13 protein-coding genes and 1 tRNA gene are annotated in these 14,651 nt (G+C 28.6%); 13 read left to right on the forward strand and 1 reads right to left on the reverse strand.

Going from position 1 to position 14,651, the window contains the following annotated elements:
- The first annotated feature begins 38 nt into the window (after positions 1-38).
- From AC5SLO_RS00150 to AC5SLO_RS00190, 9 genes are read left to right on the forward strand one after another with little or no spacing between them, the layout of a single operon-like run.
- Positions 39-1,193 carry a glycosyltransferase family 4 protein gene (locus tag AC5SLO_RS00150; RefSeq protein WP_494573206.1) on the forward strand — a complete coding sequence of 385 codons (1,155 nt, stop codon included), beginning with the start codon at positions 39-41 and terminating at the stop codon, positions 1,191-1,193.
- Positions 1,194-3,110 (forward strand): threonine--tRNA ligase, encoded by a 1,917-nt coding sequence (gene thrS / locus AC5SLO_RS00155; RefSeq protein ID WP_494573207.1) that lies wholly within the window; start codon positions 1,194-1,196, stop codon positions 3,108-3,110. It begins immediately after the preceding gene.
- Positions 3,111-3,656 (forward strand): translation initiation factor IF-3, encoded by a 546-nt coding sequence (infC, locus tag AC5SLO_RS00160; protein WP_494573208.1) that lies wholly within the window; start codon positions 3,111-3,113, stop codon positions 3,654-3,656.
- Between the two features lie 53 nt (positions 3,657-3,709).
- Positions 3,710-3,916 (forward strand): 50S ribosomal protein L35, encoded by a 207-nt coding sequence (rpmI, locus tag AC5SLO_RS00165; RefSeq protein WP_168606837.1) that lies wholly within the window; start codon positions 3,710-3,712, stop codon positions 3,914-3,916.
- A gap of 1 nt (position 3,917) precedes the next feature.
- Positions 3,918-4,274, forward strand: a complete 357-nt coding sequence (gene rplT / locus AC5SLO_RS00170; protein ID WP_271516858.1) for a 50S ribosomal protein L20 — start codon at positions 3,918-3,920, stop codon at positions 4,272-4,274.
- A 43-nt stretch (positions 4,275-4,317) separates the two neighbouring features.
- A complete protein-coding gene (gene pheS / locus AC5SLO_RS00175) occupies positions 4,318-5,385 on the forward strand; it encodes a phenylalanine--tRNA ligase subunit alpha (protein ID WP_494573209.1) in 1,068 nt (355 codons plus the stop codon).
- A complete protein-coding gene (pheT, locus tag AC5SLO_RS00180; protein ID WP_494573210.1) occupies positions 5,382-7,790 on the forward strand; it encodes a phenylalanine--tRNA ligase subunit beta in 2,409 nt (802 codons plus the stop codon). Before pheS ends, pheT begins: the two co-directional genes overlap by 4 nt.
- 2 nt (positions 7,791-7,792) lie before the next feature.
- Positions 7,793-9,604, forward strand: a complete 1,812-nt coding sequence (gene lepA, locus AC5SLO_RS00185) for a translation elongation factor 4 (protein WP_494573211.1) — start codon at positions 7,793-7,795, stop codon at positions 9,602-9,604.
- Complete coding sequence (locus AC5SLO_RS00190) at positions 9,601-10,416, forward strand: glycosyltransferase family 17 protein (RefSeq protein WP_494573212.1); 816 nt, start codon at positions 9,601-9,603, stop codon at positions 10,414-10,416. The genes lepA and AC5SLO_RS00190 overlap by 4 nt, the downstream gene beginning before the upstream one ends.
- Here the strand turns inward: AC5SLO_RS00190 and AC5SLO_RS00195 are convergent.
- On the reverse strand, positions 10,409-11,164 hold the full coding sequence (locus AC5SLO_RS00195) for an FkbM family methyltransferase (protein WP_494573213.1): 756 nt from the start codon (positions 11,162-11,164) through the stop codon (positions 10,409-10,411). The genes AC5SLO_RS00190 and AC5SLO_RS00195 overlap by 8 nt on opposite strands.
- A gap of 71 nt (positions 11,165-11,235) precedes the next feature.
- On the opposite strand from AC5SLO_RS00195, the gene AC5SLO_RS00200 reads away from it, so the two are divergent.
- The 4 genes from AC5SLO_RS00200 (at position 11,236) to AC5SLO_RS00215 (ending at position 14,650) form a co-directional block, all read left to right on the forward strand.
- Positions 11,236-11,574 (forward strand): hypothetical protein, encoded by a 339-nt coding sequence (locus tag AC5SLO_RS00200; protein WP_494573214.1) that lies wholly within the window; start codon positions 11,236-11,238, stop codon positions 11,572-11,574.
- Positions 11,575-11,831: 257 nt separating this feature from the next.
- Positions 11,832-12,083 (forward strand): hypothetical protein, encoded by a 252-nt coding sequence (locus AC5SLO_RS00205; RefSeq protein WP_494573215.1) that lies wholly within the window; start codon positions 11,832-11,834, stop codon positions 12,081-12,083.
- A gap of 301 nt (positions 12,084-12,384) precedes the next feature.
- A tRNA-Ser gene (locus tag AC5SLO_RS00210) sits at positions 12,385-12,474 on the forward strand.
- A 118-nt stretch (positions 12,475-12,592) separates the two neighbouring features.
- Positions 12,593-14,650: a DNA gyrase subunit B gene (locus tag AC5SLO_RS00215; RefSeq protein ID WP_494573216.1), complete on the forward strand. Its 2,058-nt coding sequence runs from the start codon at positions 12,593-12,595 to the stop codon at positions 14,648-14,650.
- Position 14,651: the final 1 nt, after the last annotated feature.

Genomic DNA, 14,651 nt, shown 5'->3' on the forward strand with positions numbered 1-14,651 from the left:
GTTTATTAGAGTTCATTCTTAATATATAGTTCTATCAAATGTCTTCAAAATTAAAAGTTTTGCAAGTAATACCAAAGCTTGGATATGGTGGGGCAGAAACAGGTTGTTATGATCTTGCACATTACCTACCAGAAAATAATTGCTCGTCTTATATAGTTACTAGTGGAGGGGAGTTATTAAAATTCATAGATAAAAATAAAGTTAAATTAATTAAACTTCCTGTACATAGTAAGAATCCATTATTAATAATTTTTAATTCTATAGCTTTAATCTTTATTATTTTGTTAAATAATATTTCGATAGTGCACGCAAGAAGCCGTGCACCAGCGTGGTCATGCTTAATTGCAACCAAAATAACTAGAAGAAAATTTGTTACCACATTTCATGGAACATATAATTTTAATAATTCAATTAAAAAATTTTACAATTCAGTAATGGTTAGATCAGATTTAATTATAGCAGGTTCTAATTTTATTTTTTCACACATCAGTCATAATTATAAAAAGTATCTTAATGTAAAAAAAAAATTTTTAGTAATATTTAGAGGAATTAATGTAGATTACTTTGATCCTTCTACAACTTTAGAAGACCAGGAAAACAAACTTATTTCTCAATGGGAATTAACTAGAGGTAAAAAAATAATATTAATGCCTGGTCGTTTAACCTCATGGAAGGGACATGAGATTTTTATTGAAGCATTAAACCTTGCTAACAAAAAATTAGGCTTTCAATCATTTTATGCCGTCATTCTTGGAAGTGACCAGGGAAGAGATATTTATACAAAAAAAATAAAAAGATTAGCAGAGCAACATAGACTAACAGGCCAATTAAAATTTATAGAACATTGTAAAAATATGCCACTTGCATATAAAATATCTAGTTTAGTTGTTTCAGCTTCTATAGAGCCAGAGGCCTTTGGTAGGGTTGCAGTTGAGGCTCAATCAATGGAAAAGCCAATAATAGCGAGCGATATAGGTGGATCTAATGAAACAATCATTGATAAAAAAACAGGTTTTTTATTTAAATCTAGTGATCCAGAATCTTTATCTGAAAAAATAGTAGAAGTTTTACAACTAGATGAATCTAGATTGAAATCTATTGGTATAGAAGGTAGAAAAAATATAATTAAGAAATTTAATGTTGAAAAAATGTGTTTTTCTACATATTCAGAATACAAAAAATTATTAAATTAAATGCCATTAATTACATTACCAGACGGAAACACTTTAGACTTTCCAAATAAAGTAACAGGTCTTGAGGTTGCAGAAAAGATTAGCAAGTCTTTATCTAAGCAAGCAAGTGTAATTAGTGTAAATGATGAGCTTAAAGATTTAAGTCACGTTATAGATAAAGATTGTACAATTAAAATTTTTACATCCAAAGATAAAGAAGGCCTAGAAACCATTAGGCATGATACAGCTCATATAACAGCAATGGCAGTTCAGGAACTTTTTCCAGGAACACAAGTGACCATAGGACCAATTATTGAAAATGGTTTTTATTATGATTTTTCCAGAAAAGAACCTTTTACAGAAGAAGATTTAAAAAAAATTGAAAATAAAATGAAAGAGATTGTTGATAGAGATATTCCAACGACAAGAGAGGTTTGGAATAGAGATAAAGCAATATCTCATTTTAAAGAGATTGGAGAGGTGTATAAAGCTGAAATTATTGAAAGTATTCCCAAGGGAGAAGATGTTTCTATATATTTTCATGGTGATTGGCATGATTTATGTAGGGGTCCACATTTATCTTCAACAGGAAAAATTGGAAAATATTTTAAATTAACTAAAGTATCAGGAGCTTATTGGAGAGGAGACTCCAATAATGAAATGTTACAAAGGATTTATGGAACAAGTTGGGCTTCACAAAAAGATTTAGATGAATATTTAAAAAGAATAGAAGAAGCAGAAAAAAGAGATCACCGAAAGCTAGGAAAGGAAATGGACTTATTTCATTTTAGAGAAGAGAGTCCAGGAGTAGTTTTTTGGCATGAAAAAGGTTGGAAATTATTTCAAAAATTAGTCGCTTATATGAGGGGGAGACAAGAGAAAGCTGGCTACAAGGAAGTAAATACTCCAGAAGTTTTAGACAGAGCTCTTTGGGAAAAATCTGGTCATTGGGAAAAGTATGGTGAGCACATGTATACATCTGAGACACCAGATAAAAAAGTATTTGCTATTAAACCAATGAATTGTCCAGGTCATGTACAGGTTTTTAATCAAGGTTTAAAAAGCTATAGAGATCTTCCATTAAGGATTTCAGAATTTGGAAAGGTGCATAGATATGAACCTTCAGGAGCCTTACATGGTCTATTAAGAGTTAGAGCTTTTACTCAGGATGATGCACATATATTTTGTACCGAGGATCAAATTACTGAAGAATGTCTAATAGTTACTAATTTAATTTTAGATATTTACAAAGATCTCGGATTTAAAAATGTAATATTAAAATATTCAGATAGGCCTGATTTAAGAGTTGGCGATGACAATGTTTGGGATAAAGCAGAGAAGGCTTTATTAGATGCTGTTAAAGCATCAAAACTTGAATATACAATTAACAAAGGTGAGGGAGCATTTTATGGTCCAAAAATTGAATTTGTTCTAAGAGATGCAATTGGTAGAGATTGGCAATGTGGAACATTGCAGGTTGATCTTAATTTACCTGGAAGATTAGATGCCTCCTTTGTTGATAAAGATGGATCAAAAAAAATACCTGTAATGTTACATAGAGCTTTGTTTGGTTCTTTAGAAAGATTTATAGGAATTCTAATAGAAAATTATGCTGGAAAATTTCCTTTTTGGATAGCTCCTTTACAAGTTGTTGTAATTCCAATCTCAGAGGAGTTTGATAACTATGCAAAAGAAGTAAATGAAAAAATTAGAGAAGCTGGCATGAGCTCTGAAGTTGATTTAAAAAATCATAATTTAAATTATAAAATTAGAGAACATTCTTTATCAAAAATACCACTTTTATTGATTTGTGGTAAAAAAGAAGTTGACAGTAACTCAGTAACGATTAGAAAGTTGGATACTAATAAACAAGAAAATATGGAATTAAACTTATTTTTAAAAACTTTCTCGGCTTTAAACAAAGCATCTTCAAACTAAGTGGCAGATTTTAAACAAAATTATTTTCAAAGAAGAACTAAAGATAAAGGACCTAGGTCTAATAATAGAATTACGGCTCCAGAAGTACAAGTAATTGGCAGTGACGGAGAAAATATTGGAATAATAAATACTAACGAAGCCATTTCAATGGCCAAAGAACAAGGCTTAGATCTAATCGAGATAGCTCCAAATGCTAAACCACCTGTATGTAAAATTATTGACATGGGTAAATTCAAGTATGATGCTCAAAAAAAAGCTAACGTTGCTAAGAAAAAACAAAAAATTGTTTTGTTGAAAGAGATCAAAATGAGACCTGTTACAGAAACTCATGATTACGATTTTAAAGTTAAAAATGCCAAAAAATTTATTGGAAAAGGTGATAAAGTAAAATTTACAATAAGATTTAAAGGTAGAGAGCTGCAGCACTCACATCTAGGTAGAGAACTAATGGACAAGATAAAAACCGATATGCAAGATATTGGCAAAGTAGAGCTACACCCAAAATTTGATGGGAAGCAAATGATTATGGTTATTCAGCCTTTATAGGCCTTAATAGAGGTTGTAAATCTATTACAATATTTGTATAAGACCGCAGAATTATGCCAAAATTAAAAACAAAAAGTTCAGCAAAAAAAAGATTTAAAATCTCTGCCACAGGTAAAGTTATGATGGCTCAGGCTGGAAAAAGACATGGCATGATCAAAAGAACAAATTCACAAATTAGAAAATTAAGAGGCACAACTACTATGTCAAAACAGGATGGCAAAATAGTTAAATCATATATGCCTTACAGTTTAAGAGGATAATATGGCAAGAGTTAAAAGAGGTGTCACAAGTCACGCGAAACATAAAAAAGTTTTAAAAGCTGTAAAAGGTCAGTGGGGCAGAAGAAAAAGTACAATAAGAGTTGCAAAGCAAGCTATGGAAAAAGCTATGCAGTATGCATACAGAGACCGTAGAACAAAAAAGAGAGAATTTAAATCATTATGGATTCAAAGGATTAATGCAGGTGTTAGATCTGAGGGCTTAACATATTCAAAATTTATTAATGGTTTAACAAAATGTGGCATTAAGCTAGATAGAAAAATATTAGCTGAAATAGCATACGATAGTCCAGAAGCCTTTAAAACTATTGTTCAAAAGGCTCAATCAGCACTAAATTAATCTTCACTATTGTTTTTCTTCGGTGAAGAAATAATCTCTCAATATGTCTGATATTAAAAAAATAAAAGATGATTTTCTTTTAAAGCTAAAAGGTAATTTAGACCTTAATCAAGTTAATCAAATCAAGACAGATTTATTTGGTAAAGCTGGTCTAATTAGTTCTCAATTTAAAATGTTGGGAAAGGTAGCTGAAGAAGAAAGAAAGAAATTTGCATCAGACTTAAATCAGGTAAAAGATGAACTGCAAAATTTAATATCCGAAAAAATTGATGATATTGAAACAAAAGAAATTAATCAAAAACTTGAAAAAGAAAAAGTAGATATAACTTTACCAGAGAGACCCTTCACACAGGGAAAGATACACCCAGTGTCACAGGTTATAGATGAAATTTCCTCAATCTTTTCAGAAATTGGATTTAGTGTTGAAGAAGGACCAGATATTGAAAATGAATATAATAATTTTACAGCATTAAATACGCCTGACAATCATCCAGCAAGAGATATGCATGACACTTTCTATTTAGATGATAAAAAAGAATTATTGTTAAGGACCCATACTTCTCCAGTACAAATTAGAACAATGTTAAATGATAAACCGCCTTTTAAAATAATTGCACCTGGTAGAACGTATAGGTCTGATAGTGATCAAACTCATGCACCTATGTTCCATCAAGTAGAAGGACTACATATTGATAAAGATATTAACATGGGTCATCTAAAAGGATGCTTAAATTATTTTATTAAAGAGTTTTTTGAAGTTGATAAGATAAAAATGAGATTTAGACCTAGTCATTTTCCATTTACAGAACCTTCAGCTGAAGTTGATATTGGTTATGAAATTAAAGATGGAAAAATAGTTATTGGAGAAGGTGACAAATGGCTTGAAGTTTTGGGATGTGGAATGGTTCACCCAAATGTTTTAAGAAATGTGAAGGTAAATCCTGATGAGTTTCAAGGCTATGCATTTGGAATAGGTATAGATAGATTGGCAATGCTTAAGTATGGCATAAATGACTTAAGAGCCTTTTTTGATTGTGACTATAGATGGTTAAATCACTTTGGATTTGATCCAATAGATGTACCAACAAATTATAGAGGCCTAAGTAGATGAAGATTACAACTAACTGGCTCAAAGAACATTTAGACACAAAATTAAATGAAAACGAAATTATAGATAAACTTACAGATATTGGTTTAGAAGTAGAAAGTGTAGATAAGCAATCAGGTGAGCTTGATGCATTCATAGTAGCTAAAATTTTAAAGGCAGAAAAACATCCAGATGCAGATAGACTAAAAGTATGCGATGTTGATATAGGCTCGGGTAATCCTGTAAAAGTAGTCTGTGGTGCACCAAATGCAAAAGAAGGATTGTTAACAATTTATGCTCCACCAGGTGCAGTAATCCCAAAAAATCAAATGAAGTTAGTGGTAAGCAAAATAAGAGGAGTTACCTCATCAGGGATGCTTTGTTCAGAGTCTGAGTTAAATTTATCGGAAGAAAGTGATGGCATTACAGAGCTTTCAACAAAAAAATATGAAAAAAAAATTGGTAAAAATTATTTTCCAAAAAATGATTTAAATGTAATTGATATTTCTATTACCCCTAATAGAGCAGATTGTTTAGGAGTGAGTGGTATAGCAAGAGATTTAGCAGCAGCTGGAGCTGGCAAACTAATAAAGAAAAAAGAGCAAAAATTAAAAAAAAAAGGAAAACAAACTGTTAATGTTAAAATTTTAAATGAAAAAGGTCAGGCCTGTACATCATTTGGCAGTTGTTTAATTAAAGGTGTAAAAAATACAGAAAGTCCTGATTGGTTAAAAGAAAAGATAATATCTCTCGGTCAAAAACCTATATCTGCAATAGTTGATATTACAAATTATGTAATGATTGATTTAAATAGACCTTTGCACGCATATGATGTTGATAAAATTGATAAACAAATCATTGTTAGAAATTCTAAAAAAGGTGAAAAATTTGAAGCACTAGATAATAAAGAGTACGAATTAGAAAGTGATATGTGTGTAATTTCTGATAGTTCAGGCGTATTAGGTCTTGGTGGTATAATAGGTGGAACTAGAACAGGAACAGAGTTTGATACAAAAAATGTATTAATTGAGTCAGCGTATTTTAGTCCAAGATCAATTAGAAAGTCTTCTAAAATTTTAAATATAGATACTGATGCAAAATTTAGATTTGAAAGAGGTATTGATCCGCTATCCATAGAGCAAGGTCTTGAAAAAGCAGCTAGATTAATTAAAGAAATTTGTGGTGGAGAAATTAGTGAATTCGATATCCAAAAAACAGAAAAAACAAAAAAAAGCAATATAAAATTTAATCCTGTTTTATTTGAAAAAATTACTGGATTTAATATTGCAAAAAAAGAAATGATACAAATTTTAGAAAATTTAGGATTTGAAGTTAAAAAAACTAAAAACTTTTTTGATTTGATAATTCCACCATGGAGACCTGATATTTCCCAAGAAGTTGATGTAGTAGAAGAGTTGGTGAGAATTAAAGGCTATGATCAAATTAAAATGATTGAGCCTGAAAAGAATAGAGCTAAAGACACATTAAATTCAAAACAAAAACTATTTCATTTTTTACAAAGATCTATAGCTTCAAAGGGGTATCTAGAGGCAATAACTTGGTCTTTTACAGACAGTAAAATTAATCAATTATTTCTAGAAAAAAATAAAGAAATTAAGATAGTTAATCCCATTAGTTCAGATTTAAACGTATTAAGATCTTCAATTTTTTCAAATTTGATTATTCATTTAGACAAGAATTTAGGAAGAGGTTTTAAGGATTTATCAATATTTGAGATTGGCCCTACTTTTCAAGGAAGTAAACCAGGTGAACAACAGACAGTAATTAGTGGCTTAAGTTCAGGTAAATTGACTAGACAGAGTTGGATTGAAAAAGAAAGGTTAGTTGATGTTTTTGATGTAAAAAGAGATGTTATTCAAAGTTTAGTTGAAGCGGGATTTAATAAAGATAAATTTTATATAGATGATGAGACACCTAATTATTATCACCCAGGAAAATCAGGAAGAGTTTTCTTAAACAAAGGTAAAGAAAAGGTAATAGCTTTTTTTGGTGATATTCATCCAAAGATTTTAAAGAAATTAGATATTAAATCAGAAGCTTTAGTTGGTTTTGAAATTTTTTTAGACAATATTAAACATCCTAAAAAATCATTAAAAGATCAAAAAACTCAATATAAATATTCAGATTTTCAAAAATCAGAAAGAGACTTTGCTTTTGTGTTAGATAAAAATTTTAAAGTACAGGAACTAATAGATATTATATCTAATGTAGATAAAGAATTAATAAAATCAGTTAAAGTTTTTGATGTTTATGAGGGTTCAAATATTCCAGAAAATAAAAAATCAATTGCACTTAATGTAACTATCCAATCTTTAGAAAAAACATTAAATGAAGAAGACCTTAATAAAATTAATCAACTTATTATATCAGCTGTAGAAACAAAAACTGACGCAAAGATTAGATCATAGTTATGGCAAAGATTGATCATATAAGAAACTTTGCAATTATTGCACATATTGATCATGGTAAATCCACCATTGCAGATAGAATAATACATAGTTGTGGAGGGCTTACTGAAAGAGAAATGAAGGCTCAAGTATTAGATTCAATGGACATAGAAAGGGAAAGAGGAATTACAATTAAAGCTCAAACAGTAAAACTAAATTATAAATCTAAAGATGGTAAAGATTATATCTTGAATATAATTGATACACCAGGTCATGTTGATTTTAGTTATGAGGTTAGCAGATCTTTATATGCGTGCGAAGGATCTATATTGATTGTTGATAGTACACAAGGTGTAGAAGCACAAACACTAGCTAATGTTTATCAAGCACTAGATATAAACCATGAGATAGTACCTGTTCTAAACAAAATTGATTTACCAGCTTCAGATTTAGAAAAAACAAAAAAACAAATAGAGGAAGTAATCGGTATTGATACTGAAAATGCTATTCCTTGTTCAGGAAAAACAGGTGAAGGTATTAATGAAATTTTAGAACAAATTATTGTATCATTGCCGGCACCAGAGGGAGAAAAAGATGCAGATTTAAAGTGTTTATTAGTTGATAGTTGGTATGACACTTATCTAGGTGTAGTTATTTTAGTCAGAGTTATTGATGGAAAAATTTATAAAAATATGAAGATAAAAATGATGTCAACAAATCAAGAATATATTATTGAAAAAGTTGGTGTCTTTACTCCTAAAGCAACTGATATGAAAGAGTTAAATGCAGGTGAAATTGGTTTTATAACAACTGGAATAAAAGTTTTGTCTGAAACAAAAGTTGGAGACACTATATGTGATGCAACCAAACCATTACAAGAAGCGCTCCCAGGTTTTAAGAGAAGTAAACCAGTAGTTTTTTGTGGACTGTTTCCAGTTGATAGTTCTGAGTATCAAAAACTTAAAGATGGTTTGGGTAAGTTACAATTAAACGATGCTAGTTTTTCTTTTGAGGCAGAGTCTTCGTCAGCTTTAGGATTGGGTTTCAGGTGTGGTTTTTTAGGTCTATTGCATTTAGAAATAATTACAGAGAGACTAGAAAGAGAATTTGATATAAATTTATTAACAACTACACCAGGTGTGGTTTACAAAGTCCATATGAATAAAGGAGAGGTTATAGAACTTCAAAACCCCTCTAGTTTACCAGATCCAACACTAATTAAGTTTATTGAAGAGCCTTGGATTAAAGCAACAATAATAACTCCAGATCAATATTTGGGGTCAATTATAAAAGTTTGCCAAGATAAAAGAGGTGTACAAACAAATTTAAGTTATTCTGGTAATAGGGCTGTTTTAAATTATGAAATACCTTTAAACGAAGTTGTTTTTGATTTTAATGATAGACTTAAGTCGATGACCAGTGGATATGCTAGTTTTGACTATGAAATTATAGGTCACAGAGAAGGTGATTTAGTAAAACTGGGCATTTTAGTTAACGCTGAGCCAGTTGATGCATTGTCTATGATGGTTCATAAAGATTTTGCACAAACTGTTGGAAGAGAGGTATGTGAAAAATTAAAAGATTTAATTCCTCGTCATAATTTTATGATTCCAGTACAGGCTGCTATTGGCGGAAAGATTATAGCAAGAGAGACAATTAAAGGATTTAAAAAAGATGTATTAACTAAAATTCATGGTGGGGGTGCCAGAGATCGAAAAAGAAAATTATTAGACAAACAAAAAAAAGGAAAAGCCAGAGGGAAGCAATTTGGTAAAGTAGAAATCCCTCAGGAAGCCTTCATAGGAGTTCTAAAGATTAATAAAGATAGCTTATGAAAATTTACGATTGTTTTTCATATTGGGATGAAGATTTATTGTTAGATTTGAGACTAAATATCCTAAATGAATATGTAGACTATTTTGTAATAGTTGAAGGAAATAAAACATGGCAGAATAATCCTAAAAAATTGAGATTTAATATAGATAAATTTCCAAATTTTAAAAAAAAAATAATATATGTTCCAGTAGAAGATATGCCAGATGGTGATGATCCTTACCTAAGAGAAAATTTTCAAAGGAATGCTATATTAAGAGGACTTATATCTTCGTCAGAAAACGATTTAGTTATTATTTCAGATTTGGATGAAATACCAAATCCAGATTCAATACAAAAATTTAAAAAAGAAATGCGTTATGCTGCTTTTAAGCAAAATCATTATTATTACAAAATAAATTTACAAAGTACAAAAAATCCTTACTGGTATGGAAGCAGAATATGTATTCAAAAGTTTTTGAAATCTCCACAGTGGTTAAGAAATTTAAAATTTAAAAAAAGACCCTTTTGGAGAATTGATAAAATTAGATTAAACAATATTATTGAAAATGGTGGTTGGCATTTTTGTAATTTAAAAAGTGCAGAACAACTACTTTATAAATACCAAAATTTATGTGAAACAAATGATCCATATCATTTTAAAGAAAAGATAGATCTAAAATATTTACAGATAGATGAAATTAAAAAAAAAATTGATTTAGGAGATGATATTATAGGTAGAGACGAAAAATATAAAGCGAGTAAAATTGATAAAACTTTTCCTAATTACATCTTAAAAAATGTAGATAAATATAAAGATTGGATAGTTAATTGAATTTAATATAATTTTGTTTTTCATCAGGAAAACAAACTATATTTTCATTCAAAGAAAAAAAAAGATATTTTTTTTCATTAAAAACAGTTATTAAATTTTCAAATTTTTTATTAGAAACATGAAGATATTCAAAAATAATAACAGGTCTTTTTAAAGAATTTTTAAAAAAATCTTCAACTATATCTACATCATAACCCTCAGCATCAATAAATATCAAATCTATAAAATCTAAATTATATTTTTTAATCAAACTATTGATGGATGTAGATACAACCTCTTCTTTTACTATGTCATTTTTTTTTACCCCATGTTTTAATAGATGTTTTTTATCAAATGACATGATGCCTTTGAAATGTTCACTACAATATTTCCCCTCTTTCTTAGGATTAATTTTATATAAGTGGGAAATTTGATTGTTTACTGAGATAGCAACATTTTCAAATATAACATTTTCATAACTTTCAAAATTTTTGACCAAATCATTAAAACTATTTTTAATTGGCTCTACTAAAATAGATTTTACCTTATATTTTTTTATATATTTATTTAATATATCAAATCTTAAACCGTCATTTGCGCCGATTTGAATTAAACAATTTATTTTTTTTTCAATAAATAAAAAGTTTAATATCTTGTCAATTGTTAAAAATGTATTGCTTTCAATGATTCTATTATTTTTGATATAATTTTTATCAATCAATTTATAACCAAACATACCTGCAATTTTTTTTAATAATTTATTATGCATTTTAATAGCTTTACTGTATCAAAAATATAATAAGATGATAACAAATTGAGTTAATTAATTGATTTATTTATATGAAATTTAAAACATTTATACAAATTTATTATTCACATAGATTAGTAAAAGCAAGCTTGTTTAAAAAATTTTATTTAAACTTAACTCTTCCATTCATTTATCTATTAAATAAATTTTATTATCCAAAAATTAAAAATTTAGATCATTTTTCAATAAATCATGAATATTTATTTCATAAAGATCTAAATTATTTATTTCAATATTTTAATAGCGATAAGGGTGATTTTTATATTAATCAATACCAAAAACCAGCTAAGAGAGAGAGTAAGTTGATTCCTGGACACAGTTATGATCACTTTTATGATAAATATTTTAAAAAAAAAAATTACAGTACTTAAATATACTTGAATTAGGTTCTTTTAGAGGTAACGCAGCAGCAGCATTATTTTTTTATTTTAAAAATGCTCAGATTTGGTGTGGTGATATTTTTCCAGATTTATTTACCTATAAATCTAAAAGAATAAAAAATTTTTTAATTGATACAAGTTCAGAATTAGAATTAAAAAATAAAATTATTAATAAAGATGAAAATTTTGACTTTATCATTGAAGATGCTGGACATTATCTTAAAGATCAAATTATAAGTTTATTTATTTTGTTTCGAAAATTAAAACCAAAAGGAATTTTTATAGTTGAGGAGCTTGATTTTCCAGATGTAAGAAAAGATATGAATTTAGAAAAAGAAAAACCAACATTAAGAGAAATTCTTAATTTGATTAAAAAAAACAAAGATTTTGACTCCAAGTATATTAATAACAGTGATAAAAAATATTTCTTAGATAACCTAAAAGAAATTAATATATTTCAAGGTAGATTTAATGAGATTGTTTTTATTGAAAAAAAATGAAAATTAATAACTTAGAAATATTTTGTGTAACAAACAAAATAATACTACATATTGAAAAAACATAATATAAAATTTCTGGTTTTGAAATAATCATTTGGAAAATGATTATTTAAATTGCTAACAAGTGGTTTAGAAAATTGTTTGTTTGGTTAGAAAGATGTGAAAAAAAATAGGATTTAAAAATCTTGCTGGCTATGATACTATAAGAATATATGCTTACCTTGCTGAAAGATACCTTTCTTTCTGGTTTAAAAAATATACAACTTATAAAGAACATCCATGGATATTTATTGAAAGTTAAGGAGAGATGGCTGAGCGGTTTAAAGCACACGCTTGGAAAGTGTGTGTACTGTTAAAGGTACCCAGGGTTCGAATCCCTGTCTCTCCTCCAATATCAAAAAAACCTTTAAAATAAAGGTTTAATAGGCATTATAATGTGTGGCTATAAGATAAATTTCCATATTTTTTTCTAAAAAATGTTATAATTAATCAATTTCCATTTAAATAATATGAAAAATAATTCAACATATCAAGCAGACTCCATCAAAGTTTTAAAAGGTCTTGAGGCGGTTAGAAAGAGACCCGGAATGTATATTGGTGACACAGATGATGGCACTGGTTTGCATCATATGGTTTATGAAGTTGTTGATAATTCAATTGATGAAGCTTTAGCAGGGCATTGTAAAAATATAGAAGTTAAAATTAACTCTGATGGAACAATTACTGTAAGAGATGATGGTAGAGGAATTCCTGTAGATATGCATAAAGGTGAAAAAATGTCTGCAGCAGAAGTTATTATGACACAACTTCATGCGGGTGGAAAATTTGATCATGATTCATACAAGGTGTCAGGGGGACTTCATGGAGTTGGAGTTTCAGTAGTTAATGCGTTATCAGAAAAATTAAAATTAGAGATTGAGAGAGATGGCAATAGATATTATATGGAATTTAAAGATGGTGTATCAGTTGCACCGCTTAAAATTGTAGGAAAATCAAAAAATACTGGTACACAAATAACTTTTTTACCATCAAAAGTGATTTTTTCTTCAATAAAATTTTCATCTAATATTATTATTAAAAGAATGCGAGAACTTGCATTTTTAAATAAAGGAATAAAAATCAGAATTAATGATTTAAATCAAAAAAAAGAAAAGGTAATTGAATTCAAATTTGATGGTGGGGTTTTAGAATTTGTAGATTTTTTAGATGAAAAAAGAGAAAAACTTTTAAATAAAACAGGAAATGATTTGTTTAAAAAACCAATTTATATTGAAGGCAAAAAAGACAATATAGAAATTGAATGCTCTCTAAAATGGAATGCAAGCTATGGTGAAGATATTTATCCTTATACAAATAATATATATCAAAAAGATGGTGGAACCCATTTACTAGGATTTAGAAGTGCACTTACAAGAGTTATCAATAAATATGCTACTGAGCATAATCTATTGAAAAAAAATAAATTAACTATATCAGGTGATGATATTAAAGAGGGATTAACTTGTGTAATTTCAGCGAAAATACCAGATCCTAAATTTTCATCACAAACAAAAGATAAGCTAGTTTCATCAGAAGTTAGAATGATTGTAGAAAATATTATAAGTGAAAAATTATCGATATGGTTTGATCAAAACCCATCAACGTCTAAAATTATTTTAGCAAAAGTAATGCAAGCAGCTTTAGCAAGAGATGTTGCTAGAAAAGCTAGGGAGAATGTCAGAAGAAAAGGTGCACTAGAGCTAAGTGGTTTACCAGGAAAACTTGCTGATTGCCAAATAGGTAAACAAGAAGGCACTGAATTATTTATAGTAGAGGGAGATTCTGCGGGAGGTTCAGCTAAGCAGGGCAGGAATAGATCTAATCAAGCTGTTTTACCATTAAGAGGAAAAATACTTAATACATATGTTGAAGAAATTGTTCTCAAAAAAAATAGTAATAAAGATGGGAGCGAACATAGAACAAAGTCATTAGCAAAAATGATGTCATCAAATGAAGTGGTAACTTTGATTAATGCACTTGGTTTAGACCCAAAGGTTCAAGATATTGATTTAAAGGATTTAAGGTACGGTAAAATAATTATTATGACTGATGCTGATGTTGATGGATCTCATATTAGAGCTTTGTTGTTAACATTTTTTAATAATAAGCCATTTAATAAATTGATTGAAAATGGTCATGTTTATCTAGCCCAACCACCTTTGTTTAAAATAAACAAAGGTTCAAAAGGGATTTACATTAAAGATGAAAAAGAATTAGAAGACTATATTTTAAAACATAACAAAGAATTACAAAAAATAAAAAAAGGAACAAAAGAATTTATGAGAGCTTATGAGGAAGAAAAATCAAGAATGAGTATCCAAAGGTTTAAGGGATTAGGAGAGATGAATCCAGAAGAATTGTGGAGCACGACTTTGGATCCTGAAACTAGAAATTTATTACAAGTTCAATATTCAAAAGACTTAAAAAAAGACCAAGATTTAATTCACACTTTAATGGGCAATGATGTTGCCTTAAGAAAAGACTTTATTGTGTCAAATGCAATTAATGTTCAAAATCTAGATATCTAAT

The organism is Candidatus Pelagibacter sp. PS_44, from assembly GCF_059417735.1.

Coding starts and splice junctions, on each gene's coding strand:
- AC5SLO_RS00200 (WP_494573214.1), top strand. CDS start 11,236: ATGAAATTTAAAACATTTATACAAATTTATTATTCACATAGATTAGTA.
- rplT (WP_271516858.1), top strand. CDS start 3,918: ATGGCAAGAGTTAAAAGAGGTGTCACAAGTCACGCGAAACATAAAAAA.
- thrS (WP_494573207.1), top strand. CDS start 1,194: ATGCCATTAATTACATTACCAGACGGAAACACTTTAGACTTTCCAAAT.
- AC5SLO_RS00190 (WP_494573212.1), top strand. CDS start 9,601: ATGAAAATTTACGATTGTTTTTCATATTGGGATGAAGATTTATTGTTA.
- AC5SLO_RS00215 (WP_494573216.1), top strand. CDS start 12,593: ATGAAAAATAATTCAACATATCAAGCAGACTCCATCAAAGTTTTAAAA.
- lepA (WP_494573211.1), top strand. CDS start 7,793: ATGGCAAAGATTGATCATATAAGAAACTTTGCAATTATTGCACATATT.
- rpmI (WP_168606837.1), top strand. CDS start 3,710: ATGCCAAAATTAAAAACAAAAAGTTCAGCAAAAAAAAGATTTAAAATC.
- pheS (WP_494573209.1), top strand. CDS start 4,318: ATGTCTGATATTAAAAAAATAAAAGATGATTTTCTTTTAAAGCTAAAA.
- pheT (WP_494573210.1), top strand. CDS start 5,382: ATGAAGATTACAACTAACTGGCTCAAAGAACATTTAGACACAAAATTA.
- AC5SLO_RS00150 (WP_494573206.1), top strand. CDS start 39: ATGTCTTCAAAATTAAAAGTTTTGCAAGTAATACCAAAGCTTGGATAT.
- AC5SLO_RS00195 (WP_494573213.1), bottom strand. CDS start 11,164: ATGCATAATAAATTATTAAAAAAAATTGCAGGTATGTTTGGTTATAAA.